The following is a 26153-nucleotide window of genomic DNA, read 5'->3' on the forward strand; positions in this document are numbered from 1 at the left end:
CGCGCCTGGCTGACCGCCTGCCTGTCCGCCCTGCGCGCGGCGGGCCGGCCCGCGACCCGCATCTGCCCCGCATTCCCTCCTTTGGTCGACGCGTCGGCATCCCTTCTGTGGGTCAGTGCGGAGACCGGCAGCCCCTGGCTGCACATCGCCGGGCCGGAGGGGGTCGTTGGCTTGCCCCTGTCCGCTTACACGGCCACGGACGGTTTGCTGGCCTCGCTGCTGAGCGCGGCGCAAGGCCAGGACGGAGCCGAGAGCCCGTCGGCATCCAATTGCACGGCCACGCCTGACGCCATGGCGAGTGCGCAAACCAGCCTGCCCGATCTGCCCTGGAGAACTGAAACGATGACGCAGCAATGGCTGCGCGGCGTCAACAGTGGCTGGGATCTGGCGCAATTCGACCTGCGCGATGCCATGGGCGCGCGCCGCGGACAAGCGCTGCTGGAATGGCTGCGCCCGCTGTGGCAAGCCCCGCGCTGGCGGCCCCTGCGCTGGGGTTTGGTCGCGTTGTTCGCGGTGCAAGTCGCCGGACTGCACCTGCTGGCATGGCAAGAACGCTCGCAGCTGCGCCAATTGCGCATGGACACCCAGCGGGTCGCGACGCAAACCTTTCCCCAACTCAGCGTCGTGCTGGACGCCCCGCGTCAGATGCAACGGGAACTGGACGCCTTGCGCCACGGCGCCGGAGAACTCGGACCTGCCGATCTGGAGAGCCTGCTCCACGCCTTGGGGGCCGATCCGGCGCTGAGCGGCCTGCAAATGGACAGCCTGCGCTATACCCCGCGCGAAACGCGTCTGCGTCACGCCCCTGGCGCACCCCTGCGCGAGGCGCTGACCGCCGCGGCCACGCGGCAGGGTTGGATCGTTCAGCCCGGATCCAGCGGCACATCTGGCCAAACGGACAGTGTGTTGAAGCGCAACTGACGCGACCGAGCCCATCGGCCGCGCTCCACAACCCGACGACGCCCCACGACAGAGCCCCACCATGAAACAACCTTCGCCCCTGCAAGCCTGGTGGAAAGGACTGTCGCCCCGCGAGCGACGCGCCCTCAGTGTGATGGGCGTTGTCTTGGCCGTCTTCGTCATGTGGCAGGTGGGCATTGCCATGCCTTTGAACAGCCTGCGCGACACCGCGCGACAACAGCAGCAGGCCCAGGCGGAATGGAACCAGGTGCAAGTCCTGCGGGCGCAGGCACTGGCCTTGCGTCAGCGGGGGGCCGAGGCCTCCGCCAAGGCCGCGCGCGGGCAATCCACCATGCAAGTGCTGCAAGCCCTCACCCTGGCCGCGGGCGATGCCGGTGCTCAGGTCAACGAGATCGCGCCGGGCAACTACAGCGTGCGCTTTGACAAGGTCTCGCCCGAAGCCCTCGCCGTCTGGCTGCAAGCCACGCGGCAACAGGCGCGTCTGCTGCCCCAGACGGCGGACTTTCAGCGCGTCAGCGGCAACCCAGTGGCGTGGCAGGGCAGCATCGTGCTGGGGGGAAGCTGAGCGAAGCGCTCATCCCTTCAACGCACCAACTGATTCAGTTCCACGATCGGCATCATCACCGCCAAGACGATCAGCATGACGACCAAGCCCATGCCAACGATGAGCAAGGGCTCCAACAAGGTCGCCAAGCGCAAGGCCCGCCGCTGAACGTCCGCGCCCAGTTGCGAGGCGGCGCGCTGAAGCATGGCGGGCAATTGACCGGTCTGCTCGCCCAGGCGCGCGAACACCGTCAGCAATCCCGGAAAGCGGCGCTGGGCTGACAAGGCGGCCGCCAGTGGGGCGCCCTCCCGCACCAGATGCAGGGCGGTCTGGGCATCCGCGCGCAAGGCCCGGTTGTGCAGCGTATCGGCAGCGGTTTGCAGCGCTCGCAAGATGGGCACCCCCGCATTGGCCAGCAAGGCCAGGGTGGCCGCGAAGCGCGCGGCGTTGTAGCCGACGGCCAGCCGCCCCAGCACGGGCAAACGCAGCCACAGCGCATCCATCCGAAGTCGGGCACCCGGGCGCTGGCGCAAGACGAACACGGCCAGGGCTGCGGCGGCCAACAGCAACAGCAAGGCCCAGCCCCAAGCGCGCAAAAAACCGCTCAAGGCCAGCATGAAAACAGTCAGCGCGGGCAAGGCCCGGTTGCCGCTGCTGAAGGCGCTGGCGACCTGGGGCACCACGTAAGTCAGCAAGAAGGCAACGATCACGCATGAGAAGCCGCTGACAATGAGCGGGTATAGCGCCGCGCCCATGAGCTTGGCCCGCAACACCTCCTGCCCCTCCAACTCGTCGGCCAAGCGGTCCAGCACTTGCCCCAGTTGCCCCCCCTGCTCTCCGGCGGAAACAACGGCCACGTAGCTGTCGTCGAACGTTCGGGGATGCTGACCCAGCGCCCGCGCGAAGGTCGAACCGCCATTGACTTCATCGCGCAGCTGCGCGATCAAGCGCTGCTGCTCCGGGCTGCCAGATTCTTGCGACAGATCCTGGGCCAAGGACGCCAAGGCCCGCTCCAGCGGCAGGCCTGCCTCGACAAGGCCGGCCAGCTGACGCGTCCACACCGCCAACTGACTGGCATTGAAGGCCTTGCGCTGCAAGCTGAAACGGCTGGCCGAGCCAACTGCAGGCGCACTCGCTCCCCCCACGGGTTCCACGTTCAGGGGCGTGAGTCCCAGCGCGCGCAACTGGGCTCGGGCGGCACGCGCGGCGTCGGCCTGCAAGACGCCACGCTGGCTGCGTCCGTTGGCGTCAACGGCTTCGTAGGAATAGGCAGGCATGGTGCGTCCGGCGGATGAAGGGGAGCAATCGTTGGGACAAAAATGGACGCGTGACGGCCCTCAGTCCCTCGTGACGCGCAGCAACTCTTCCATCGTGGTCACGCCCGCATCGACCAGACGCTGGCCGTCTTCGCGCATGGGTCGCATGCCATTGCGCTGGGCATGCGCCCGCAGGTCCGCCTCGGGGGCCTGTTGGTGAATGAGGGCACGCAACTCGTCGTCCGCCGTGAGCAATTCGAAAATGCCGGTGCGGCCCGCGTAACCGCTGTGCGCGCAGGTCGGGCAGCCCTGGCCCTGACATGCCCCGCACGCTTTGCGCACGAGACGTTGGGCCAGCACACCCAAGAGCGAACTCGACAACAGGAAGGGCTCCACGCCCATGTCCATCAGGCGGGTGACGGCGCTGGGGGCATCGTTGGTGTGCAAGGTCGCCAGCACCAAGTGTCCGGTGAGGGAGGCCTGGATGGCGATCTGCGCGGTCTCGAAATCACGGATCTCGCCGATCATGATCACATCGGGGTCTTGCCGAAGGATGGCGCGCAAGGCCTTGGCGAAGGTGAGCTCAATGCGTGCGTTCACCTGCGTCTGGCCGATGCCGGGCAGCTCGTACTCGATGGGGTCTTCGACCGTCATGATGTTGCTGCGCGTCGCGTCCAGCCTCTGCAAGGCGGCGTACAGCGTCGTCGTTTTGCCGGAACCCGTGGGGCCGGTCACAAGGATGATGCCGTGCGGCTGTGCCACCAGATGCTCGAAGCGCGCCAGTGTTTCGCCACCCATGCCCACGGCCTCAAGGGTGAGTTGCGAGCCCGATTTGTCCAGCAAGCGCAGCACGGCCCGTTCACCATGGGCCGAAGGCAGGGTGGAGACGCGCACATCAATGGCTCGCCCCCCGAGCCGCAGGCTGATGCGGCCGTCCTGCGGCAGGCGCTTCTCCGCGATGTCCAGCTCGGCCATGATCTTCAGCCGTGAAATCAGCGCCGCGTGCAAGGCCCGGTTGGGCTGCACCACCTCGCGCAAGGCGCCATCCACGCGGAAACGCACGCTGGAAAGACGCTCGTAGGGTTCGATGTGGATGTCACTCGCGCCATCGCGCGCGGCCTGCGTGAGCAAGGCGTTGAGCATGCGGATGATGGGCGCGTCGTCGGCGCTTTCGAGCAGGTCTTCGATGGCGGGCAGCTCCTGCATGATGCGGCCCAGGTCCGCGTCGCTCTGCACTTCGCTCACGACATCGGCCGCGCTGGCGTCACCCTGGCTGGCATACGCGGCGCTCAAGCGACCGGCCAGCGCCTGTGGAGACTCAAGGTGCCAGCCCCAGCGTTCCATCTCGGTCAGGTGCGCCCCGTGATGACGGGTCACCTCCGCCAAGGCTGCGAGCAAGCTGGCGCTAGCGCCCGTTCCGGCTTCCAGTCCGATGCGCACCTGAGCGCCACCGTCCTGGTCAGGCGTCAGCAGAAGGCCATGCTGCCGCGCGAACGCATAAGGCAGGCGACGCGCGATCGGGTGGGGAGCGGGGGACGGCGGAGATTCGCTCATGGCCAAGAACGTCACTGCGCCACGGGTTCGGTGCCTTGCGCGTCGGGCTCGGTGTCCGGTTGATCATCGCGCGGCGTCTGCCCCGGCACCACGGCCGTGGCGGGAGACGCTGGCGGCAACACGGCGGATTCGTCGGCATTGAGCACGGGACCATTGCCCACGCGAGCGGGTTGCTGCTGCGCCTGCACGGCGCGCATCAGGTCGTAGCGGTCCAACGACACGCGGTTGCTGTCCTGGGTGCTGCGCACGATCACCGGTCGCAGAAAGACCATCAGATTGGTTTTCTTGCGACTGCTGCCCTCACTGCGGAACAACCAACCCAAGCCAGGAATGCTGCCCAGGCCGGGCACTTTTTCTTCGCTGACACTGCTTTCGTCCTGCAGCAAGCCGCCCAGCACGATGATGGCACCGTCTTCCACAAGCACGCTGGTATCGATGGAGCGCTTGGAGGTGCGCAACCCGGCCGCGCTGGTCAGCGAGGTCGGGTCCACGCTGCTGACTTCCTGCGATATGACCATCTTCACGGTGCCGTTCTCGCTGATCTGCGGGCGCACGGCCAGCGTGAGGCCCACGTCGCGCCGCTCGATGGTCTGGAAGGGATTGACCGCCCCCGTGGAGCTGTTGTTGGCGGTGTACTGACCCGTCACGAAGGGCACGTTCTGCCCAATCACGATCTTGGCTTCCTCGTTGTCCAAGGTCATCAAGTTGGGGGTGGACAGCACGTTGCCCATGCGATTGGTTTCAAGGAAACGGGCCAGCACGCCCAGCGCCACCCCGCTGTTGCCACGCTGCACGCCCACACCCGCCGTGAACCCGGCGCCGGGCGCCGTGGGCTGGCCGCTGGAGATGCCTGACGCCAAATTGAAAATATTGCCCGCGCCAGAGCCGAAGTTGGTCCCCAACAACCCCACCACGCTGCTGCTGGAACCGGAGGGGACGCCACCCTGCCACTGAATGCCAAAGTCGTTGGCGACGTCGGCGTTCACCTCGGCGATCAGACTCTCCACGAACACTTGGGCACGGCGCATGTCCAATTGGTCGATCACCGCGCGCAACTGCCGGTACTGCGGCAAGGGCGCGCTGATGATGAGGGAGTTGGTCGGCACGTCCGCCTGTATCTGCCCTCCGGTGGCGCTGCCCGCCCCGGCGCCTCCACCCGATGCGGGAGTGGACGAGCCGGACGTGAGGCGAGGCGTCGCCCCGGATCGCGTGGCGGAACCGCCCGCGGCGGCGCCGGTGCCGGTGCCGCCAACCAAGCCGCTGTCGGCGGACATCACGGCGCGCAGGGTTTCGGCCAGACGCACCGCCTCGGCATTCTTCAAGTACACCACGTGGATGTTGCCTGCCGCCGCATCGGAAGCGGGCGGCAGATCCAGCTTGTTGATCAAGGTGTGCGCCAGCGCCAACCTGGCTGGGCTGGATGCCCGCAACAGCAGCGCGTTGCTGCGCGGTTCGGCCAGCACCACGGTGCGCAAGGCTTGGCCTGCGCCCGCCGCGTTGCCCGCCGTGGCGTCGCCGTCCAGCAGGCGCTGAACCAGGGGGGCAATGTCGCCCGCCAAGGTGTGTCGCAATGGCCGAACCTCGAGATCGGCGGACTCGGCTCCCGCGTCGTCCATCGCGGCGACGATGCGCGCGATGCGCCGCAAATTGTCCGCGTAGTCCGTGATGACCAAGGCGTTGGCCCCAGGGCTCACGTTGATGGTGTTGTTGGGACTGATGAGCGGGCGCAACACCGCCACCAAATTGTTGGCGTTCTCGTGGCGCAAGCGAAATACTTGCGTGACCACCTGTTGGCCCCTGGCCCCGTCCGCGCCGACCTGCACCGAGCCGCTGAGCAGCTTGGCATCGGCCTCGGGCACCACCTTGTACATGCCCCCATCACCTTCGACGAGCGAGAAGCCACGCACGCGCAGCTCCGCGGCGAACTGCTCCATCGCCACGGCCGCGCCCACGGGCCGGTCGCTCAGCAGGTTGATGGTGCCGCGCACGCGCGGGTCCACCACCACGGGGCGTCCGCTGAGCGCGGCCATGGCGCGCGCCACGGCATCGATCTCCGCATTGACGAAATTGAGCGTGATGGTGCCTGCGCTCGTGGCGCGTGCCGCTTGTGGGCCTGAAAGTGTCTGGGCCCGCGCGGCCATGGTGGCGATGGACAAGCATCCGACCGTCAGCAGCATCCCGGACACGATCAGGCGTCGCGCCTGCGGCAAGGCAAGCACGAGACGCATCCGACAACCCCAATCAAGCAAGAAACACGACACGAACCCGACCCTCAGCAAACTCAACCCAGCGTCAAATAAGACCGCAAACCGTCACGCCGACCCAGAATGTTCAAGAGATTGGACAAAGCGTCGATGCGGTCTGGCGCGGCTTCGGCTTGACCCTGCAAACGCAGACGACCTCCCCGCCACTGGCCCTGGGCGCTCAGTTGCAAGTCACCCTGTAGCGTGGTGAGCACAAAGTAGATTGTGCTGCCCGCGCCCAGATTGTCCTGGGCGGGGTTTCGGCCATAGTCTGCATTAGACCGGGAAACACCCCCCGAATCCGTTCCGAATGACGAAACGTGCAGTCGATAGCTGCCCAGCGGCTTGAGGGTGGAGAGCGCCGAAGCAACATGCAGGGCATGAACCTCCAATTCACCCTCCAAGCGCTGCTCCTGCCAACGCAGGCCAGGCGTGGTCAGCATCAATTGGCCTTGCAGCGCCAGGGTGTTCCAGGGGGCGCCCAAGCCGGCCAACCAGCTGGCGGGCCACTCGCTGCGGTGCGCCTCCAGCACCACCGCAGGAGTCCCGGAGAACAGGCTACCGATGCTCAAGCGCAGCGGCTCGGGAGCACAGCAAGGCGCGGTGATGTCGACGCGCAGAACCGGCTCACCCAGCCATGATGGGCTCTGACCATGGGCCGAGCCACGACTCCATCCCAGACGCAGGCGCCAGTTCACCCCTTGCGGCAAGGCACGTTTTTCAAACGCCCCCGGACCAGCCGACAAGGTCAAGCCCGCCTGGCCGGCCCAGACCTGCCCCTTGGGCTCTGTCAATAACACCCGGCCACCGGTCAGGGACGCCACGCCCGCCGCGAGCCAGCGGGCAGGGGCGAACACCACCATCGCGGCCAGCACGCCAGCACACAAGCCCAGGAGGGGAGCCCGGCGCGGCCATGCCGCGGCCTCGACGCCTGCAGAGGCGTCTGACGCGTGCGTGCCCGTTCGTGTCCGATCGGCGTGGCGGACAGGAGGTAAAGCGAGGAAGGGCAACTTCAGAGGCATGGGCAGGTCAATGACCACGTGATGCGGGACGCGTATCCGCCGGGAGGAGGAGTCCCGACGTGGGTCGCTCAGCGACCGGGGCGCCTCAACGCGCCGCAGTCAAGGCGTCTCGCAGGTTCAACTCATCGAGCTTCGTCTTGCGCCAAAGCCCCGCCCGGCGCGGGAGCAACAGCGCATCGACCAACGGGGCCAGCAAGGCGCGATCCGGGTCGATCAAGAGAACCAGGCGCATGGGCTCGCCGCGCATGCCACCGGCCAAGCGGCCCACCCAATTCAGTCGCTCCAGCACTTCGGCCAGAGGCTCCAACTGCAGCGGGTCGACCCGCAACTTGCGTGACAGCTGCATCAAGGTCAGGCCGTGGTCGGCCGACTGCCGCGCGGACGACAAGGCCCGCACCATCTCCAGGGCGAGCTGGAATTGCCAACCGGGCTCGGGCGCCCTGCGCGCCACTCCGGCGAGCAGGCTGGGCAGGTAAGCGGTGATGACCGCCCCCAGAAGCACGATGACCCAGGCCATGTAAATCCAGATCAACAGAATCGGCACGGTGGCGAAGGCACCGTACACGGCGGAATAGGTGGGCACGGCCTTGAGGTAAAAGCCCAGCAGCCTCTTGGCCGCTTCCAGCGCGAGGGTTGCCAAGAGGGCGCCCGTCCACGCATGCATCCACTTGACGGGCGTGTTGGGGACGTAGTGGTAAACCGCGGCCAACGCCAGCGCCGCGGACAAGGACTCGAAGAGATCCAGCGCCAGCCGCAAGCCTGGCGACAAATTGGCGGTCGGCCCCAGGTAGGACGTGCCCAGCAGGCTCAGCATCACCAGCATGGGCCCCAGGGTGATGGCAGCCCAATACACCAGCAAGCGCTGGCCAAAGGCGCGCGGGCGCTGCACGCGCCACAAGGCGTTGAAGGTGCGGTCGATGGTGAAAATCAACCCCAGCGCAGTCAGGAACAGCACGGCCAGCCCGGTCCACCCCAGACGCCCGGCCCGGCGGGAAAACTGGCTGATGTAAGCCAGCACCTGGCGTGAAATGTTCTCCGGCACCAAGCTTTCGATCAGCCACTTCTGCAGCACGTCTTGGAACTTCGCGAACATCGGGAAGGCCGTGATCAGCGCCAGCGCGACGGTCAGCAGAGGCACCAAGGCAATGGTGGTGGTGAACGTGAGGCTGCCCGCGGTCTGACCCAGACGGTCTTCGCGGAAACGTTCGCGCAAGGTCCAGGCCGTGGCGCGCCAAGGAAAACCAGCCACTCCTCGGATGAAGGCCCGCACCCGGCGCTGCCATTTGGAGAAGAAAAGAACGAGTGCATGCATGCCGCTATCATGCCAGCCTCCATGGACGAACCCCACGCACATCCTCGCGATTCCGTAACAGCCCGTGACGCGCATGCGCTGCATACCCCCCCGGCCTCGGTGCCTCAAGCCCATGTGCGGCTCAGCCGCCGCTTGACCGTGGCCAGCCTGCTGGCGCTCATCGCGCTCGGCTTGGCCTGGGAGCTTTGGTTGGCCCCGATCGGCGGGGGCACGCTGGCCCTGAAGGTGCTGCCGCTGTGTCTGCCGCTGGCCGGGCTGCTGAAGAACCGCATGTACACCTACCGCTGGCTCAGCCTGCTGGTGTGGCTCTATATCCTCGAAGGTCTGGTCCGCGCCACCAGTGGCGAGCCTGCGCGCGTCGTGGTGCTGGCCCTGGCCGAAATCCTGTTGGGCCTGGCCCTTTTCACGGGTTGCGTGTTGCACATCCGCCTGCGCCTGCGCGACGCACGCGAGGCTCGACCGTCCGAAACAGCTTCCACAGCGCCATGACTGCAGCATCGACCCAACCGCTGATCGCCGAACTGCGCCGCATCGTCGGCCAGGACTATGTACTCACGCAAGACGACGGCGCGGACCTGCGTGCCTGGGAGCTGGACTGGCGCGGCCGCGAGCGTGGCAAGGCGCTGGCCGTGGTCCGGCCTGCCTCCACGCAGGAAGTGGCCCAAGTCGTCCGGGCCTGCGCGGCCACGCGCACCCCGATCATTCCGCAAGGCGGCAACACCGGCATGGTGGTGGGCTCCACGCCCGACACCAGCGGCACCCAGGTCGTGCTCAGTCTCACGCGGCTGAACAAAGTGCGACAGCTCGACGCGGGCAACATGACCATCACCGTGGACGCAGGCTGCGTGCTGCAGACGCTGCAAGAGGAATGCGAGAAGGCGGGCTTCCTGTTCCCGCTCAGCCTGGCCTCCGAAGGCAGTTGCACCATCGGCGGCAACCTGGGCACCAACGCGGGCGGCACGCAGGTCGTGCGCTACGGCAACACGCGTGAACTCTGCCTGGGCCTGGAAGTCGTGACCGCCCAGGGCGAAATCTGGGACGGCCTGCTCGGTCTGCGCAAGGACAACACCGGTTACGACCTGCGCCACCTCTTCATCGGCAGCGAAGGCACCTTGGGCATCATCACCGGCGCGACGATGAAGATCTACCCGATGCCCAAGAGCCAACTCACCGCCTTCGCCGCCCTGCCCTCGCTGGAAGCGGCGGTACAACTGCTGGGCCTGGCGCACGAACACCTGAGCGCGGGCCTCACGGGCTTCGAGGTCATGGGCCAGTTCGCGCTGAGTCTGGTGAACAAGCACTTCCCACAGCAACGCGTGCCCTTCTGGCAGGAGTCCCCCTGGTGCGTCGTACTGGAGAACTCCGACAACGAATCCGAAGAGCACGCCCGCGCGCAGTTTGAGCGCCTGCTTGAAGCCGCCATGGAAGCGGGCTGCGTGACCGACGCGGTGATCGCTGAGAACCTGGCCCAAGCCAAGGCGTTGTGGCACATCCGCGAGAGCATTCCGCTGGCCCAGGCCCAGGAAGGGCTCAACATCAAGCACGACATCTCGATCAATGTCTCGCGCATCCCGGCCTTCGTGGCCGAGACCAATGCCTTGCTGGAGCAAAAATTCCCCGGCGCCCGCCTCGTGACCTACGGGCATCTGGGCGACGGCAACCTGCACTACAACGTGCAGGCGCCGGAGGGCGTGGACCAAAAACGCTTCCTCGCCGAGCAAGAAGCACCGATGAACGCCGTGGTCTATGAGGTCGTGGACCGCTATCGGGGCTCCATCAGCGCCGAGCACGGCATTGGCAGCCTCAAGATCGACAAGCTGCCTGAACACAAATCGCCCGTCGCGCTGGGCCTGATGCGCAACATCAAGCGGGCGCTGGACCCCTTGAACCTGATGAACCCGGGCAAACTCCTGCACACCGAGAACCACTGACCATGAATGCCCCCGCGCCAGTGACGCGCCCCGTGCGCAGCCAGTACGAAGACTTCATGCGCCATGTCTACACACATGGCGTCGCCAAATCCGACCGCACCGGCACCGGCACGAAAAGCGTGTTCGGCCACCAGATGCGCTTCGACCTGAACGAAGGTTTTCCGCTGGTGACAACCAAGAAGGTGCACCTCAAGTCCATCATCCACGAACTGCTGTGGTTCCTCACGGGCTCCAGCAACAACAACTGGCTCAAGGAACGCGGCGTGACCATCTGGGACGAATGGGCGCGCGAGGACGGCGACCTGGGTCCGGTCTACGGTGTGCAGTGGCGCAACTGGCCGACGCCGGACGGCGGGCACATCGACCAGATTTCGGAAGTCATCAAGACGCTCAAAAGCAACCCCGACTCGCGCCGCATCATCGTCAGCGCCTGGAACGTGGCCGAGCTGAACAAGATGGCGCTGATGCCCTGCCACGCCTTCTTCCAGTTCTACGTCGCACCTTCGCAGATCGCGGGCGAGCCGGGCAAGCTGAGTTGCCAGCTCTACCAGCGCAGCGCCGACATCTTCCTGGGCGTGCCCTTCAACATCGCGAGCTATGCGTTGCTGACCCACATGGTGGCCCAGCAGTGCGGGCTGGGCGTGGGTGACTTCATCTGGACCGGTGGCGACTGCCATATCTACAGCAACCACCACGAGCAGGTGGAACTGCAATTGAGCCGCCAACCCTATCCCTACCCGGTGCTGAACATCAAGCGCCGACCCGACTCCCTCTTCGACTACCAGTTTGAGGATTTCGAGGTGCTGGACTACCAGTGCCACCCGGCCATCAAGGCGCCGGTCGCGGTGTGAAGCGTAGTCCGTCGGTGCGTCCGTGATCTCTTCCCGGCAATTGGCGGCCCTGGTGCTCCTCACGCTGATGTGGGGCGTCAACTGGCCGATGATGAAGTTCTCCCTGCGCGAACTCTCGCCCTTGTACTTCCGCGCGCTCACCATGAGCTGCGGCGCCCTGTTTCTGTACGCCTGGTATCGGGCTCGCGGCCTGCGCCTGTGGCCGCGCTGGGACGCCCGCGCGGGCGAGTGGCGCGCCATCGTGGTCATTGGGGCGCCCAACATCCTGGGCTGGCACGCCCTGTCCATCCTCGGCGTCAAGGAGCTCGCCTCGGGCCGCGCCGCCGTTCTTGGTTTCACCATGCCGATCTGGACCGTGCTGCTGGGCGCGCTTTTCTTCGGTGAACGCTTGACTCGCCGCACGGTGCTCGCGGTCATCGCCGTGGCCGCTGCGGTGGCCTTGCTCACCTCGAGCGAAATCGGTGCGCTGAGCGGTCGTCCACAAGGCATCGCGTGGATGATGCTCGCGGCCCTGTGCTGGGCCATCGGCACCCTGTTGCTGCGCCGGGCCCAACTCACCCTGCCCCTGGAGGCCTTGACCATTTGGAGCATGATCCTCTCCAGCGTCTGCCTCTGGGTCATCGCGTTCGCGAGCGAGCCTTGGCCGAACTGGCGATTCAGCGCAGCCATGTGGCTCGCCCTGGCCTATGGTGCCTTGATCAACTACGGCTTCGCGCAGACCCTGTGGGCCGGACTGGCGCGACACCTGCCACCCGCCACCAGCGCCATGAGCGTGATGGCGATTCCGCTGGTGGGCACGCTCAGCGCCGCCTTGCTGATCGGAGAGACACCGCATTGGCAAGACTGGGCCGCCATCGTCTGCGTGACGGCGGCGATCGCTGCGGTGCTGTTGCCCCCCGGTCTGCTGCGTCCCAAACGCCGATTGGAGACCCCGTGAAATTGCACTTGATCTACGCCCGCGCCGCCAATGGCGTCATCGGCAAGGACGGCGTGATGCCCTGGCATCTGCCCGAAGACCTCGCGCACTTCAAGCGCACGACGATGGGCGCGCCCGTCATCATGGGCCGCAAGACCTGGGATTCGCTGCCGCCACGTTTTCGGCCGCTACCGGGGCGCCGCAACGTGGTCGTGACACGCCAGACCGGCTGGAAGGCCGAGGGCGTGCACGGCGAGGCCGCCGTGGCGCACTCGCTCGACGAAGCCCTGCGGCTGTGCGAGGGCGCGAACGATGCCTGGATCATCGGTGGCGCGCAGATTTACGCGCAGGCCCTACCGCTGGCCAGCACGGCCGTGGTGACGGAGATCGAGGCGGACTTCGAAGGCGACGCGCATGCCCCAGAGCTGGGACCGGCGTGGGTGGAGACGGGTCGAGAGCGTCTGGTCGCAGCCAATGGCTTGAGACTGAGCTTCGTGACCTACACCCATCGCACGATGGCCTGAGCCCTAGAAACCGACCACCCCGTGGCACCAGCGCGGTGGACCGAGACGGCCCCGCACTCGGTGCATGGCGTCAGAAGTCGGTCACGGCATTTCGCTACAGTTCGGTTCCGCGAATTCCCATTTCGCGTTTTCCTTCCGCCTTTTCTTTTCATTCATTACAAGCCCATTTCATCATGTCTGGACAAGGTTTCCACGTGCACGGTCCTCACGACCACGAACTCGAACACGCCGCTCAACACGCCTCCGAATCCGCCGGTCACGGCAAGCAAGGAGGCGGGCTGACCAACCAGATCGCGATGTTCACGGCCATCATCGCGACGGTCGGTGCGATCTTTTCCTACATGGGTGGCGCCACCCAGGCCAACGCGGGTCTCTACAAGAACAACGCCGCCATCAAGAAAACCGAGGCCTCCAACCAATGGAACTACTTCCAGTCCAAGAGCACCAAGCAGTCCTTGGCCGAGGTCTCGCGTGACCTGACGCCCAACCCGGCGGAGAAGGCCAAGTACCAAGCCAAGATCGAGCGCTACGAGACCGAAAAGGAAGAGATCCGCAAGCAAGCCGAGAAGCTGGAAGCCGAGGCCCAGGCCTGGGACCATCGCAGCGACGAGGAAATGCACCTGCACCACCGCTGGGCCCAGGCCACGACCGTGCTGCAGGTCGCGATCGCGATCGCGGCCATCGCGCTGCTCACGCGCAAGCGTTGGCTGGAATACCTGATGGCGGTGGGCGGTGTGGTGGGCGTCGCCGTCGGCGTGCTGGCCTTGTTCCACTATTGAACCCGGGCGCCGCACCATGAAACTCGCCACCTGGAACGTGAACTCGCTGGGCGTGCGCCTGCCTCAGGTGCTGGACTGGCTGGCCGCGCAGGCCGCGGGTGGCGCCCCCATTGATGTGCTGGCGCTGCAAGAGCTCAAGCTCACGGACGACAAGTTCCCGCACGCCGAGTTCGAGGCCGCGGGGTACCGGGCCGAGGCCTTCGGCCAGAAAACCTACAACGGCGTGGCGCTACTGACCCGCCTGTCCTGGCCCGCCCTGAGTGAAGTCACGCGCAACATCACGGGGTTCGAGGACGAACAGGCGCGCGTGATTGGGGCCACGCTGGACACGCCGCAAGGCCCGCTGCGCATCGTCAACGGCTATTTCGTCAACGGGCAAGAGCCGGGCAGCGAGAAGTTCGCCTACAAGATGCGCTGGATGAACGCGCTGCGCGCGCAGGTGCAGGCGGAGCTGGCGACGCATGCCCGCCTGGTGCTGCTGGGCGACTACAACATCGCACCAGACGACCGTGACTCCCACGACCCCGTGGGACTGCGCGAGACGATCCACCACACGACCGAGGAACGTGAGCAATTCAAGGCCCTGCTGGCGCTGGGCCTGCACGATGCTTACCGTCTGTTCGACCAGCCGGAGAAAAGCTACTCCTGGTGGGATTACCGCATGCTGGGCTTCCAGAAGAACCGCGGCCTGCGCATCGATCACATCTTGGTCAGCGAGGCGCTGAAGCCCGCCGTGCAGGGCTGCACCATCGACCGTCTGCCCCGCAAGAACAAGCAACCCAGTGACCACGCGCCGGTGGTGCTCGAGTTGCAAGGCTTCTAAGCCCAACGCTTCCTCCTCGCAGTCGCCTTGGACACCCTGGGTTATGCCCTCTTCGCGACACCGCTGGGTCACTGCGGCCTGGCTTGGAGTGAGCGCGGGTTGACGGGCGTCCAGCTCCCAGAAGCTGACGAGGCGGCCACGCGGACGCGCATGCGGCGGCGTTTTCCTGCTGCCCCGGAGATCACCCCATCCCTCGCCGCGCAGGCGGCCATCGACGCCATCACCGCGCTGCTCGAGGGGCATCCCAAGCCGCCCAGGGATTTGACGCATCTCGTGCTGGACATGGACGGCGTGCCGCCCTTCCACCAGCGTGTGTACGCGCGGGTGCGACGCATCCCGCCGGGTGAGACCTTGACCTACGGCGAGGTGGCCGAGCAACTGGGTGCGCCCGGCACGGCGCGCGCCGTGGGCCAGGCCATGGGATCGAACCCCTACGCTCCGGTGGTGCCTTGCCATCGCGTACTGGGGGCCGGGACGAACGGAGTCGGTACCCAAGGGGTCGGCTTCTCCGCCCACGGCGGCATGCAGACCAAGCTCAAACTGCTGGAACTTGAAGGCGCGCGTTTCGGCGGACCGGGACTGTTCGACTGAAGCCCGCCGCGCGGGCCTCAGCTCGGCTTTCGCCACGGCAGGTCCGTGCGCGCGATCGGTCCCGCGCCTCAGACCGGGCCTGCGAACAGCGCGTCCGCACCACCCCCACCGTCGGCCCGCCAGCGGCGCTGCCCAAAACGCTGCCGATATTCCGCCATCGTGAGCCCCGTCTCGCGCTTGAAGAGGCGCTGAAAGGAGCTGGCGTCTTCGTAGCCGGTCTGCCAGACCACTTGATTCACCGAAGTGCGCGACGCTTCGAGCTGCGCCTTGGCCTCCTCGATGCGCAATCGCTGCTGGTACTGCAAGGGCGTCATGCCCGTGGCCGCGCGGAAACGACGCATCAGCGTGCGCGGAGTCAGCCGCAGTTGCGCAGCGAGGCCCTCCATGTCAAATGCTTCACGGTAGTGGGCTTCCAGCCATTGCTGACCCAGGGCGATGGCCTCGTCGCCATGGTCACGACGCGGCACCCAGAGCCGGTAGGCGTTCTGCCCGCTGGTGTGGCCATCGGCCAGCATCAGGCGTGCCGTCTGCGCCGCCACGGACTCGCTCTGCAACTGACTGATCAAGCGCAACACGGTGCTGGAGAAAGACTGCGCGCCGCCCCCGCACAGCAGCCGCTCCCCTTCCACCAGCAAGCTGTCGATGCGCAGTTCCACGCGAGGAAACAACGCGCGAAAAGCCTCTTCGCCCCGCCAATGCGTGGTGGCCAGTCGACCATCCAGCAAGCCGGTGGCCGCGAGCAGAAAACTGCCGGTGCAGCAGGACGCGAGCAACCCGCCGGCATCGTGCACGGCCCGCAGCCAGGCGATCAGCGTCTGCTGCCCCGCCAAAGTCTGTCGCATGCGCGCCGCGTTGAAGTTCGCGGGGGGGCCGGAGGGCACGAAGGCGACAGCCACGGAACGGGGGTCGGGCAAGGCCGACTGGGCTGGCATGCTCACACCATTCATGGTCACCACCGGCTCGCCATCCGCTGAGACCAGCGTGGGCAAGAACCGAACGTCGACCCCGGGGAACTTGCGCGCCACGTAGTTCGCCGTGCTCAGCATGTCCATCACACCCAGCACACCAGACACCACGCATTGGGGGGTGAGCACGAGGGCGATGCGCAGAGGGGGCGCGGTCTCCGAATTCACGGAGCTGGCGGCACTGGCAGAGTTGGCACTATTGGCATTCATAGTGTCAATATTGCCACTTGGACGACCCGGCTGGCAAGCGGAACATCCCATCCCATGCATTTCAACTTGCCCAGGGTTCTGCCATGACGATTGCCTTGACTTCTGCCGCTCCCAGCCCGACCTCAGCCTCTGACGACGAGGCGCCGCCGCCCGTCGCCTACGCCCAGCAAGCCAGTTTCCTGCCAAGCCCAAGCTCGCTGGACAGGGAGCGACAGCGCCGCCTGGGGCACGCCGTGAACCTGTTGGGGAGACTTTTCCCCGGCCCCGCCACCCAATGGCTCTGGCGGCTCTGGTTCACGCCGCCACACACCCACCCCAACCAGCGTGCGCGCGATCTGCTGGCGACGGTGGAGCACCGCTTCGAGGTGTATTCGGGCGAGGGCGGCGCCCTGGTCCATGGCTGGGGGAACGGTCCGGCGGTCTTGCTCGCGCATGGCTGGGGCGCGTATGGCGCGCAGCTGGGCAGCTTCGTGCCTGTGCTGCAGTCGGCGGGCTACCGCGTGCTGCTCTTGGACGCGCCAGGGCATGGTGGCCAGAGACCGAGGCCCTACCGACTCGACCAGTACGCCCAGCTGTTGCACGACGTGATCCTGCATGCGGGCGATGTCCACGCGGTGATTGGGCATTCGCTGGGCGCCACGGCGATGGCCATGGCGCTAAACCGGTTGGACAGCCCGGCCACTTACGTCGGCGTTGCACCAACGGCCAATCTCAAGAGCGTGTTGCGGACCTTCCAACAAAGGTTGGGCCTGAGTCCGGATCTGTTGGCCAGACTGGAAAGGACCTTCGCGGATGTCTTCGGCCCAAGCTGGTGGCGCGACTATTCTCTGGACCACCATCTGCCTCGGCTGCGGGGCCGTGCGTTGCTGGTCCACGACCAGGATGACTCAGAGGCCAGCCCGGAAAACAGCCGCTACCTGGCGCGCCTGCGCGCGGGAACGGCGCTGCACTGGAGCCAGGGCCTAGGCCATAACCGCGTGCTGCATGACCGAGAGGTGGTCCAGACGGTCGCCGAGTTCATCGCTCGACATTGATCGCGATCTCGATGGCGATCCCGGCTTAGTTGCAGCCAGGACCGAGGGACGGCGCTCAGCCTTCTTCCAGCCCGAGTTCTTGGATCTTGCGCGTGATGGTATTGCGACCGATGCCCAGCTTGTGCGCGGCCTCGATGCGCCGACCGCGCGTGGTGTCCAAGGCCGTCAGGATCAGCTTGCGCTCGAAACGGCGGCTGAGTTCGTCCCACACATCCACCCGCCCGGACTGCAAAAGGCTCAGGGCTTCTTGCTGCAAGCTGCTTTCCCAATCGCCCGCAGCAGCGGGCGCGGCCACCACCACCGAGGCCGCCGCCTCGGCCACGGCGCGCTCGCCCACCGCTGTCGGAGCGTCCACAACGGTGGCCTGTGCTGGCACTGGCGAGGCAGATGCTTGCAGGGGCGCCACGGCCGTCGCTGCCGGGGTGCCGTCCACCACCTGAATCACCTCCGGCGGCAAATCCTTGGGCTCGATCACCTGGGCTGGCGCCATGACCGTGAGCCAGTGGCAAACGTTTTCCAGTTGGCGCACATTGCCCGGGAAGCTGAAGCGGCTAAGCTTCTCGAGCGCCGCGTCGGAGATGCGCTTGGGCTCCACACCCAGTTGCCGCGCGCTTTGCTGCAGGAAGTGCCGCGTGAGCATGGGCACATCTTCCTTGCGCTCGCGCAGCGCAGGCAGGCGCAAACGGATGACGTTGAGACGGTGGAACAAGTCCTCGCGGAACACACCTTCCTTGACGCGCTGTTCCAGGTCCTGGTGGGTGGCCGCGATGACGCGCACATTGGCCTTCACGGCGCTGTGCCCGCCCACACGGTAGAAGTGCCCGTCGCTCAGCACACGCAGCAGGCGTGTCTGCAAATCGAAGGGCATGTCGCCGATCTCGTCGAGGAACAGCGTGCCGCCTTCGGCTTGCTCGAAGCGGCCACGCCGCATGGTCTGCGCGCCGGTGAAAGCGCCACGCTCGTGTCCGAAGAGCTCGCTTTCCAGCAGGTCCTTCGGAATGGCCGCCGTGTTGATGGCGACGAAGGGGCCTTGCGCGCGCGGCGAGTGCTTGTGCAAGGCGCGCGCCACCAGCTCCTTGCCGGAACCGCTCTCGCCCGTGATGAGCACCGTCACATTGCTTTGAGACAGGCGCCCGATGGCGCGGAACACGTCCTGCATGGCCGGAGCCTGGCCCAGCATCTCGGGGGTTTCGGCCAGTGTTTCCTGCGCCACTTCCTCGCGTTGGCTTTCCTCCACGGCGCGACGGATCAGCTCCAGCGCCTTGGGCAAGTCAAACGGTTTCGGCAGGTACTCGAAGGCACCCCCCTGGAAGGCGGAAACGGCGCTATCCAGGTCGCTGAACGCCGTCATGATGATGACGGGCAGACCCGGGTACCGCGCCTTGACTTTCTCCAGCAGTTCGAGGCCCGTGCCGCCGGGCATGCGGATGTCGCTCACCAGCACCTGCGGTGCTTCGTTCTCTTCGTCCAGCGCAGCCAGCACGTCCTTGGGATTGGTGAAGCTGCGCGTGGGAAGTTGCTCGCGCTGAAGCGCCTTCTCGAGCACGAAGCGTATGGATTGGTCATCGTCTGCGATCCAGATCGGCTTCATCTCGGCGTAGTCCTTGGTCGTCGTGTTCACACCGCCTCCCTTTGTTTGCATGCGCTCTTCAAGCTCAAGGCAGCGGAATCAGAATTTTGAAATCAGTCCGGCCCGGTTCGCTGTCACACTCGATCAGACCATGATGTTGTTGAACGAAGGTTTGCGCCAGCGTCAGCCCCAGGCCTGAACCACCTTCACGCCCCGACACCAGCGGGAAAAAAATGCGGTCCTTGATCGAGTCCGGCACACCGGGCCCGTTGTCGATGACATGCAATTCCAGTGCCAACCTGTATCGCTGCTTGCCGAAGGTGATGGAGCGCGCAATGCGTGTACGAAACGTCAAACGCGCATCCCCTGACGCGATGCGCTCCGCCAAGGCTTGGCAGGCGTTGTGCGCGATGTTCAGCACGGCCTGAATCAACTGCTCACGATCACCTCGGAACTCCGGGATGGAAGTATCGTAGTCTCGGACCACGCGCAAGCCCCGGGGAAACTCCACCAGCACCAGCGAGCGCACGCGCTCGCAAACTTCATGGATGTTGACATCGCCCACCACGTGGGGCCTGCGGTGCGGCGCAAGCAAACGATCCACCAGGGTCTGCAGACGATCAGCCTCGTGGATGATGACGCGCGTGTACTCGGTGAGCTGTGGATCGATTTCCATTTCCAGCAGTTGCGCCGCGCCGCGTATGCCACCCAGGGGGTTCTTGATCTCGTGGGCGAGATTGCGTATCAGCTCTTTGTTGGCCTGCGCCTGATCCAGCAAGCGTTCCTCGCGCTCCTGGCGCGCCTGCTGCTCCAGCGGCATCATTTCGACCAGAATCTCTTCGGGCACATCGGTCTGCGTCAGATTGACATGCACAGGCAGCAAGTCGCGACCGACACGCCTCAGACTGGCGTCGTAACGCAAGGTCGAATATTCGTTGGCACGCACGCCTTCCAGCGCTTGCAGCAGCACACGGGGCTCAGCGAAATAGGAGGAAAAGTTGTCCTCGCCCATGCTGCGGCGCGAGATGCCCTGAACATCCTCCAGGGCGGCATTGGCGTAGAGCAATTCGCCATCGCTGCGCACCACGGCCACCAGGGTCGCGAGCAAGTCGAAGGCCTGGAAACGTTGCTCCGCGCTCATGCGGCTTTGCGGCAAGCTGACGGTCATGGCGTTCATCGAAGCGGGTGGATCGGCGCTCTCAGGCAATGGACAGAAAGCCTGAGGGCTTGTGTGCGGCGGTCGTTCGCCGCAGTTCGGGATGCGAATGCGGTCGAGGGTGCGAAAGATTCATGCGAGGCCCACTTCCTGTCCAACAACAGTCCCAGTAAAAAGGGACGGCGCGAGGCCGTCCCTTGATCGTGCGACACCTTCATCCACCTGCCTTCGGACAGACCGCCTGAGCGACGGGCTGAAACAAATGGCGTGAGGTGCCGCGGAACCACTCGCCTGCTGATTACAGCGAGTAGTACATGTCGAACTCGATCGGGTGCGTGGTCATGCGGAAACGCGTGACTTCTTGCATCTTGAGTTCGATGTAGGCATCGAGCATCGTGTCGGTGAAGACACCGCCCTTGGTCAGGAAGGCGCGGTCCTTGTCCAGGTACTCCAGCGCTTGGTCCAGGCTGTGGCACACGGTCGGGATCTTCGCGTCTTCTTCCGGCGGCAGGTGGTACAGGTCCTTGGTGGCGGCTTCGCCCGGATGGATCTTGTTTTCCACGCCATCCAAACCGGCCATCAGCAGCGCCGAGAAGGCCAGGTAGGGGTTGGCGGTCGGATCCGGGAAACGGGCTTCGATGCGACGGCCCTTGGGGTTGGCCACGAAGGGGATGCGGATCGAGGCAGAACGGTTGCGCGAGCTGTAAGCCAGTTTCACCGGAGCTTCGAAGCCAGGCACCAGGCGCTTGTAGCTGTTGGTACCAGGGTTGGTGATGGCGTTCAGCGCGCGAGCGTGCTTGATGATGCCGCCGATGTAATACAGCGCGAACTCGGACAGACCGGCATACCCTTCGCCAGCGAACAGGTTCTTGCCATCCTTCCACACGGACTGGTGCACGTGCATGCCAGAACCGTTGTCACCCACGATGGGTTTGGGCATGAAGGTGGCCGTCTTGCCGTAGGCGTTGGCGACGTTCTGCACGACGTACTTCAGCAGGATGGTCCAGTCGGCGCGCTGCACCAGCGTGCTGAACTTGGTACCGATTTCGTTCTGGCCCGCGCCCGCCACTTCGTGGTGGAACACTTCGACGGGGATGCCCAGAGATTCGAGGATCAGCGACATCTCGGCGCGCATGTCTTGCGTGCTGTCGACCGGGGGCACCGGGAAATAGCCACCCTTGACGGTGGGACGGTGGCCACGGTTGCCGCCTTCCAGCTTGGCACCGCTGTTCCAGGGCGCTTCGTACTCTTCGATCTTGACGAAGGAGCCGGACATGTCGGCACCCCAGCGCACGTTGTCGAAGATGAAGAACTCGGGTTCCGGACCGAAGTAAGCGGTGTCACCCAGGCCAGAGGCCTTCAGGTAGGACTCGGCACGCTTGGCGATGGAACGCGGATCGCGGTCGTAGGCCTTGCCATCACCCGGCTCCAGCACGTCGCAGGACAGGAACAGCGTGGTCTCTTCGAAGAAGGGGTCGATGTTCGCGGTGTTCGGATCGGGCATGAGCAGCATGTCCGAAGCCTCGATACCCTTCCAGCCAGCGATGGAGGAACCGTCGAAGGCGTGGCCCGAGGTGAATTTGTCTTCGTCAAAGTGGGAAACGGGCACGCTGACGTGCTGTTCCTTGCCACGGGTGTCGGTGAAACGGAAGTCAACGAACTTGACCTCGTTCTCCTTCACCATCTTCATCACGTCTGCGACGGTCTTGGCCATCTGGGTACTCCTGCTAGGAAGGTTGGTTGAAAAATCGTTGGACTGAAAGCTGTAAGCAGCGCTGGATCGATGCAGTTTTTGTGCCAATTCCGGTGCGTGTCGGGCACTCATCCGGAGCCGCCATCGGCGCCTTGGGGACTCTCAACCTCTATTGTGCGCCCTTGCCGGGTCAAAACGCCCCATTTCAATGCAGATAGAACTCCAGGGATCGCACCAAAAATGGGACTGACTGCGTGATATGGGGATATCAATCCGCGAAATTCAAACGGTACGCACCAATTCAGGGCCAAGTCGGCAATCCATGGTCCGCAAACCGGCGAGCATGTCCTCGTAGGCGGGCACCATCTGTGTGGGCACCCCTTTGACCCCCAGCTCGATGTGGCGGCCGTGCTCGGGATGATCGACGCTGGGCAGACTGAAGACCTTGACCCCCGGGTGCCCCGCCTCGATGGCCTCCATCAAGGGCGTTAGCACGGCTTCCATCGCGCCGTACACGATGATCGATCGCTCGCCCCAGGCACCGCGCGCATGCAGATGCGCATAGGTCTTGTCCAGCAAGGACTCCATCATCGGCCAGGCCATGACGGGAAAGCCCGGCATGAAGTGCACGGCACCTGACGCCGCGGCCGCACCGCCTCCGGCCACGGTGATGCTGAACCCGGGGATCTTGTTGTAGGGATTGGGCAGGATGTCAGCCCCCTCGGGAAACACGCCCATGTTCAGGCGATGCACGTTGTCGGGTTGGTCCGGGTCATAAGACACGCCCTTTTCACGCGCCATGTCCCGCGCACGCTCATGGATCAGTTCAGCGGCCTGGGGGTGCAGACGCAAGGGACGCCCCAAGGCCGCCGCCGCGCATTGCCGCGTGTGGTCGTCCGGCGTGGCACCGATGCCGCCACAGCAGAAAACCACTTCACCCGAGGCCGCGCGTTCGAAGGCCTGGCGCAAGACCGCGGTGATGCGAGCCGGGTCGTCACCCACGATCTCCGCGCCCGACAACTGCAAGCCGCGCTCGGCCAACAGCTCGATGGTCTTGGGCAAGTGCTTGTCCGCGCGCTTGCCGGACAGGATTTCGTCGCCAATGAGGATGAGACTGAACGTTGTCATATGCCTGGATGTTTCATGCCTTGCCCGCGAGCCGCTTCAGGCCCAGCCATTGCTGCGCCCAAAAACCACGCCCGTAATCCCGCCCCTGCTCCACCTGATCGCGGATGCCCGTGGGGTCGTAACGCAATTCAAAGTTCGCCGTGCCAAACAGCATGTCCCACCAAGGCAGGAGCACGCCGAAGTTGCATCCGCCCAATTCGGCCCCCACGCTCCCCGCTGCGCGAGGTTCGCTGCCCCCCGAGGGGGCCTGCGCGCCTTGGGACGGCCCGGCGGCGCTCAGATGCGGCACCCCCACGCTCCCCGCTGCGCGAGGTTCGCTGCCCCCCGAGGGGGCCTTCGCGCCTTGGGACGGCCCGGCGGCGCTCAGATGCGGCACCCCCACGCTCCCCGCTGCGCGAGGTTCGCTGCCCCCCGAGGGGGCCTTCGCGCCTTGGGACGGCCCGGCGGCGCTCAAGGTGGCCGCGTCGAGCTTGATTTGCTTTTCATGCCCGATGCCGATGCTGTGATGGCGTCGGTGGAAGCGCGGACTGATCCACAGACGCTCCCCCCAGCGACCGAACCAGACTCGCAGGTTCGCGTGGTGCAGACTTTCGCTGAGCTGGGTGATGGCGACGATGGCGACGAACTGCCCTGGCGCGACGCCGATGATCTGGGCCAGCGTGACCAGCAGCACATCTCGGATCAAGTCATCCAACAGGTGATTCCGGTTGTCGCTCCACACCGTCATTTGACGCTGAGAATGGTGCAAAGCGTGCAAGCGCCACCACCATTCGAAATGGTGTTGGCCACGGTGGAGCCAGTAATCGAAGAAATCCAAGACCAAGAGATAGAGCAGAAAGCTCACCACGGCGTGGTCGGTCACGCCGGGCCAGAGGTCATCGAGGTGGAAGGTCGGCATGCCATGCACGCGCAGCCATCCAATGACGTCGTCCAAGACTGGCATCAACGTGAAGAAGAGCACCAGTCGGAACAAGCCCAGTCGATGAATCAGCGTGTAGATGACGTCGGGGCGAATAGCCTGGCGATCTTTCACCGGCTCCACGGGGCGCCACCGTTGCAGCGGCGCGATCAACAGCACCATCACCGCCAGCTGGATCAAACCGACCAGCAGCCACCCGGTGCCGTCGTAGGCGTCCTCCAGGAAGTTGCCCAAGCCCGCCATGAAGGCGATCGGTTGCACCACGGTCTCGAACAGCCATTGCTGTGCGAGGTCGAAAGCGTGCACGAACCAGTCCATGCCGAGATTATTTCCCAGCCAAGGGATGGGCCGCGATCCAGGCCCGGAAATCCGGGTGATCGCGCAGGGTTCGGAAGCAAAACCCGCGCTGCTTCAGCCCCTCGATCAGCGGCTCCAGCACAGCAGGCGCCCAAGGGTCCTGCCGAGACCAGATGCCCAGGTGGGCCATCAACACGTCTCCAGGGCGGATGTCGCGCAGGGCCTTGCGCAGCAACAGGTCATTGGGGAACTTGTCACTCGGCAATTCATCTCCGAGGAAACCGGCGTCCGACCAGCCCACATGCAGGAATCCACCGCCCGAGCATTGGCGCGCGGCAGCCAACAAGGCCGGCGAGGTCTTGCCGCCGGGAGCGCGGTACAGCGGCAGCGTCGCGATCCCCGTGACTTCGCGCAGACGGGTGTCCGCGGCTTGGATTTCGGCGCAGTAGCGCGCGGCGTCCCAGGTTTGGTCCTGCCCGGCCCGAGGACCGGACGAAGCGCGCACGCGAAAGCGCACAGTGCCATCTGGCTGCGGCAAGTCAGCACGCCAGTAGGTGTGGTTCAGGGTGTGTGAGGCAAAAGCGTGGCCCTCGGCGGCACGCGCACGCCACCAGGCAGCCCAATGGGCTTGTGGCCCCTCCCCCAGGCTCCCGTCACCCTCCTTCGTGCGCTCGTTGGCAGCAAAGAAGGTGACGCGCACCTGCTGGCGCTGCAGGACCTGCGCGATCTGCTCTGCCACGCCCATGTGGCCCGTGTCCAGCGTCAGATAGACCGGCTTGGCGCAATCGTCAGCCTGAACCGTGGCGACAGAAAAAAGAAGGCAGCCCGCGAGCAGCCACTCACTGGCGGGGCGCATGGTCCAGGGTCCAGACGCCGTGCGGCGACTTGCCGACCTTCACCTGCCGCACCACCTTGCGGGTCTGCGTGTCGATCACGCTGAGCTTGCCCGCCCAGCGCGAGCTCAGCAGGATGTAACGGCCATCCGCCGTCAAATCCATGCAATCCGGTCCGCTGGGGCCGGGGTACTCGTCCACCACCGCCAGATTCACGAAATCGATCTTGCTGATGGTGTTCGCCACCCGATTACTCACCAGCACGTGACGGCCATCACCCACCACCCGGAAGGCATGCGCGCCCGCGCCCGTGGGCAAGGTCTGCTTCAGCTTGGGCGGCACGTCGGACGAAGCGCCCAGGGCGTAGATCTCCACGCCATCGCCGCCGGTCAGGCCGATCAGCAGATAGCGGCCATCGGGCGTGCCATACACGTCGGCCGGCAAGGTGCCCGTGGGGATGCGCCAGAGAAGCTTCTGCGTCGGGATGTCGATCGCCACCAACTCGCTGCTGTCCTGCATGGTGACGTAGGCCGTGGTGCTGGCCGCGTCGATCCAGATGTGACTGGGCGTGCGCCGGGTCGGAATGCGCTTGGCCAGCGTGAGGTTCTCGCCATCCCAGCGGTAGATGTCCACATGGTTGAGCCGGTTGGCCGCGGTCACGAACCACTGCATGTCCGGCGAAAAGCGCAGCTGGTAAGGGTCCAGGATGCCACGCACGGTGCGCTGCACTTCGGCCGTGCGGGGATCAATGAAAGTCAAAGAATCGCCAAAGGCATTCGCGATGATGAGGGACTTTTCATCTGGCGTGAGGTAGAGATGGTGCGGCTCCTTGCCGGTCGGAATGCGCTTGATCTCCTCCCAGGTGCTCGGATCAATCACGCTGACGTCCGCGTCCTTGGAGTTGAGCACGAAAATCGGCGGCTCGTCACCGGCCGCGCGCGCCAGTCCGTGCAAGAGGGGCAGCAGTGCCAGACACAGTCCCGCCCAGGCTTGGCGCGCAGTCCACGCTGGGCGGGATTGCAGTTGAGGACCGGGGGAAGCGAGGCGGGGGAATGGCAGAAAGACCATGAATCCAGGACAA

General features: G+C 65.4%; 24 protein-coding genes. 11 read left to right on the forward strand and 13 right to left on the reverse strand.

Annotated features, from left to right (window positions below):
* Both ACLBKS_RS12025 and gspM read left to right on the forward strand, forming a co-directional pair.
* On the forward strand, positions 1–921 hold a 921-nt coding region (locus tag ACLBKS_RS12025), incomplete at its 5' end, for a GspL/Epsl periplasmic domain-containing protein (RefSeq protein ID WP_410193051.1).
* Between the two features lie 61 nt (positions 922–982).
* Entirely contained in the window at positions 983–1486 is a 504-nt protein-coding gene (gspM, locus tag ACLBKS_RS12030) for a type II secretion system protein GspM (RefSeq protein WP_410193052.1), read from the forward strand.
* Between the two features lie 17 nt (positions 1487–1503).
* Here the strand turns inward: gspM and gspF are convergent, their stop codons facing one another.
* From gspF to ACLBKS_RS12055, 5 genes are all read right to left on the reverse strand, one after another.
* Positions 1504–2742 (reverse strand): type II secretion system inner membrane protein GspF, encoded by a 1239-nt coding sequence (gene gspF, locus ACLBKS_RS12035; RefSeq protein WP_410193053.1) that lies wholly within the window; start codon positions 2740–2742, stop codon positions 1504–1506.
* A 60-nt stretch (positions 2743–2802) separates the two neighbouring features.
* Positions 2803–4239 (reverse strand): type II secretion system ATPase GspE, encoded by a 1437-nt coding sequence (gene gspE, locus ACLBKS_RS12040; protein WP_410193315.1) that lies wholly within the window; start codon positions 4237–4239, stop codon positions 2803–2805.
* A 47-nt stretch (positions 4240–4286) separates the two neighbouring features.
* Positions 4287–6503, reverse strand: a complete 2217-nt coding sequence (gene gspD / locus ACLBKS_RS12045; protein ID WP_410193054.1) for a type II secretion system secretin GspD — start codon at positions 6501–6503, stop codon at positions 4287–4289.
* A 53-nt stretch (positions 6504–6556) separates the two neighbouring features.
* The gene (gspN, locus tag ACLBKS_RS12050; protein WP_410193055.1) at positions 6557–7540 is read right to left on the reverse strand and encodes a type II secretion system protein N; all 984 of its coding nucleotides are present in this window, start codon (positions 7538–7540) and stop codon (positions 6557–6559) included.
* Positions 7541–7625: 85 nt separating this feature from the next.
* The gene (locus tag ACLBKS_RS12055) at positions 7626–8852 is read right to left on the reverse strand and encodes a YihY family inner membrane protein (protein WP_410193056.1); all 1227 of its coding nucleotides are present in this window, start codon (positions 8850–8852) and stop codon (positions 7626–7628) included.
* On the opposite strand from ACLBKS_RS12055, the gene ACLBKS_RS12060 reads away from it, so the two are divergent.
* The 8 genes from ACLBKS_RS12060 to ACLBKS_RS12095 all read left to right on the forward strand — a co-directional run bounded on the left by ACLBKS_RS12060 (position 8847) and on the right by ACLBKS_RS12095 (position 15267).
* Positions 8847–9341, forward strand: a complete 495-nt coding sequence (locus ACLBKS_RS12060; protein WP_410193057.1) for a DUF2069 domain-containing protein — start codon at positions 8847–8849, stop codon at positions 9339–9341. The genes ACLBKS_RS12055 and ACLBKS_RS12060 overlap by 6 nt on opposite strands.
* The gene (locus ACLBKS_RS12065) at positions 9338–10783 is read left to right on the forward strand and encodes an FAD-binding oxidoreductase (protein WP_410193058.1); all 1446 of its coding nucleotides are present in this window, start codon (positions 9338–9340) and stop codon (positions 10781–10783) included. Before ACLBKS_RS12060 ends, ACLBKS_RS12065 begins: the two co-directional genes overlap by 4 nt.
* A 2-nt stretch (positions 10784–10785) precedes the next feature.
* The gene (locus ACLBKS_RS12070; protein ID WP_410193059.1) at positions 10786–11634 is read left to right on the forward strand and encodes a thymidylate synthase; all 849 of its coding nucleotides are present in this window, start codon (positions 10786–10788) and stop codon (positions 11632–11634) included.
* A gap of 22 nt (positions 11635–11656) precedes the next feature.
* On the forward strand, positions 11657–12571 hold the full coding sequence (locus ACLBKS_RS12075; RefSeq protein ID WP_410193060.1) for a DMT family transporter: 915 nt from the start codon (positions 11657–11659) through the stop codon (positions 12569–12571).
* On the forward strand, positions 12568–13074 hold the full coding sequence (locus tag ACLBKS_RS12080; RefSeq protein ID WP_410193061.1) for a dihydrofolate reductase: 507 nt from the start codon (positions 12568–12570) through the stop codon (positions 13072–13074). The genes ACLBKS_RS12075 and ACLBKS_RS12080 overlap by 4 nt, the downstream gene beginning before the upstream one ends.
* Positions 13075–13247: 173 nt before the next feature.
* Positions 13248–13853, forward strand: coding sequence for a DUF4337 domain-containing protein (locus ACLBKS_RS12085; protein ID WP_410193062.1), 606 nt, complete (start codon positions 13248–13250; stop codon positions 13851–13853).
* Between the two features lie 16 nt (positions 13854–13869).
* Positions 13870–14676, forward strand: a complete 807-nt coding sequence (gene xth, locus ACLBKS_RS12090; protein WP_410193063.1) for an exodeoxyribonuclease III — start codon at positions 13870–13872, stop codon at positions 14674–14676.
* A 27-nt stretch (positions 14677–14703) separates the two neighbouring features.
* A complete protein-coding gene (locus ACLBKS_RS12095; RefSeq protein ID WP_410193064.1) occupies positions 14704–15267 on the forward strand; it encodes a methylated-DNA--[protein]-cysteine S-methyltransferase in 564 nt (187 codons plus the stop codon).
* 68 nt (positions 15268–15335) lie between these two features.
* Here ACLBKS_RS12095 and ACLBKS_RS12100 read toward each other — a convergent pair whose 3' ends face one another.
* Positions 15336–16442, reverse strand: a complete 1107-nt coding sequence (locus ACLBKS_RS12100) for a GlxA family transcriptional regulator (protein WP_410193065.1) — start codon at positions 16440–16442, stop codon at positions 15336–15338.
* A gap of 83 nt (positions 16443–16525) precedes the next feature.
* Between ACLBKS_RS12100 and ACLBKS_RS12105 the strand changes: the two genes are divergently transcribed.
* The gene (locus tag ACLBKS_RS12105; protein WP_410193066.1) at positions 16526–17476 is read left to right on the forward strand and encodes an alpha/beta fold hydrolase; all 951 of its coding nucleotides are present in this window, start codon (positions 16526–16528) and stop codon (positions 17474–17476) included.
* A 55-nt stretch (positions 17477–17531) separates the two neighbouring features.
* Here ACLBKS_RS12105 and ntrC read toward each other — a convergent pair whose 3' ends face one another.
* The 7 genes from ntrC to ACLBKS_RS12140 all read right to left on the reverse strand — a co-directional run bounded on the left by ntrC (position 17532) and on the right by ACLBKS_RS12140 (position 26140).
* Complete coding sequence (gene ntrC, locus ACLBKS_RS12110; RefSeq protein ID WP_410193316.1) at positions 17532–19067, reverse strand: nitrogen regulation protein NR(I); 1536 nt, start codon at positions 19065–19067, stop codon at positions 17532–17534.
* 64 nt (positions 19068–19131) lie between these two features.
* Positions 19132–20223 carry a nitrogen regulation protein NR(II) gene (glnL, locus tag ACLBKS_RS12115; protein WP_410193067.1) on the reverse strand — a complete coding sequence of 364 codons (1092 nt, stop codon included), beginning with the start codon at positions 20221–20223 and terminating at the stop codon, positions 19132–19134.
* A 277-nt stretch (positions 20224–20500) separates the two neighbouring features.
* Entirely contained in the window at positions 20501–21916 is a 1416-nt protein-coding gene (gene glnA / locus ACLBKS_RS12120; protein ID WP_410193068.1) for a type I glutamate--ammonia ligase, read from the reverse strand.
* A gap of 261 nt (positions 21917–22177) precedes the next feature.
* Complete coding sequence (locus ACLBKS_RS12125; protein WP_410193069.1) at positions 22178–23023, reverse strand: competence/damage-inducible protein A; 846 nt, start codon at positions 23021–23023, stop codon at positions 22178–22180.
* A gap of 13 nt (positions 23024–23036) precedes the next feature.
* On the reverse strand, positions 23037–24260 hold the full coding sequence (locus ACLBKS_RS12130) for a sterol desaturase family protein (RefSeq protein WP_410193070.1): 1224 nt from the start codon (positions 24258–24260) through the stop codon (positions 23037–23039).
* Between the two features lie 7 nt (positions 24261–24267).
* Positions 24268–25095, reverse strand: a complete 828-nt coding sequence (locus tag ACLBKS_RS12135) for a polysaccharide deacetylase family protein (RefSeq protein WP_410193071.1) — start codon at positions 25093–25095, stop codon at positions 24268–24270.
* The gene (locus ACLBKS_RS12140; protein ID WP_410193072.1) at positions 25079–26140 is read right to left on the reverse strand and encodes a YncE family protein; all 1062 of its coding nucleotides are present in this window, start codon (positions 26138–26140) and stop codon (positions 25079–25081) included. The genes ACLBKS_RS12135 and ACLBKS_RS12140 overlap by 17 nt, the downstream gene beginning before the upstream one ends.
* Positions 26141–26153: the final 13 nt, after the last annotated feature.

This window comes from Hylemonella sp. W303a, assembly GCF_046452315.1.
Classification (GTDB): domain Bacteria; phylum Pseudomonadota; class Gammaproteobacteria; order Burkholderiales; family Burkholderiaceae_C; genus Hylemonella.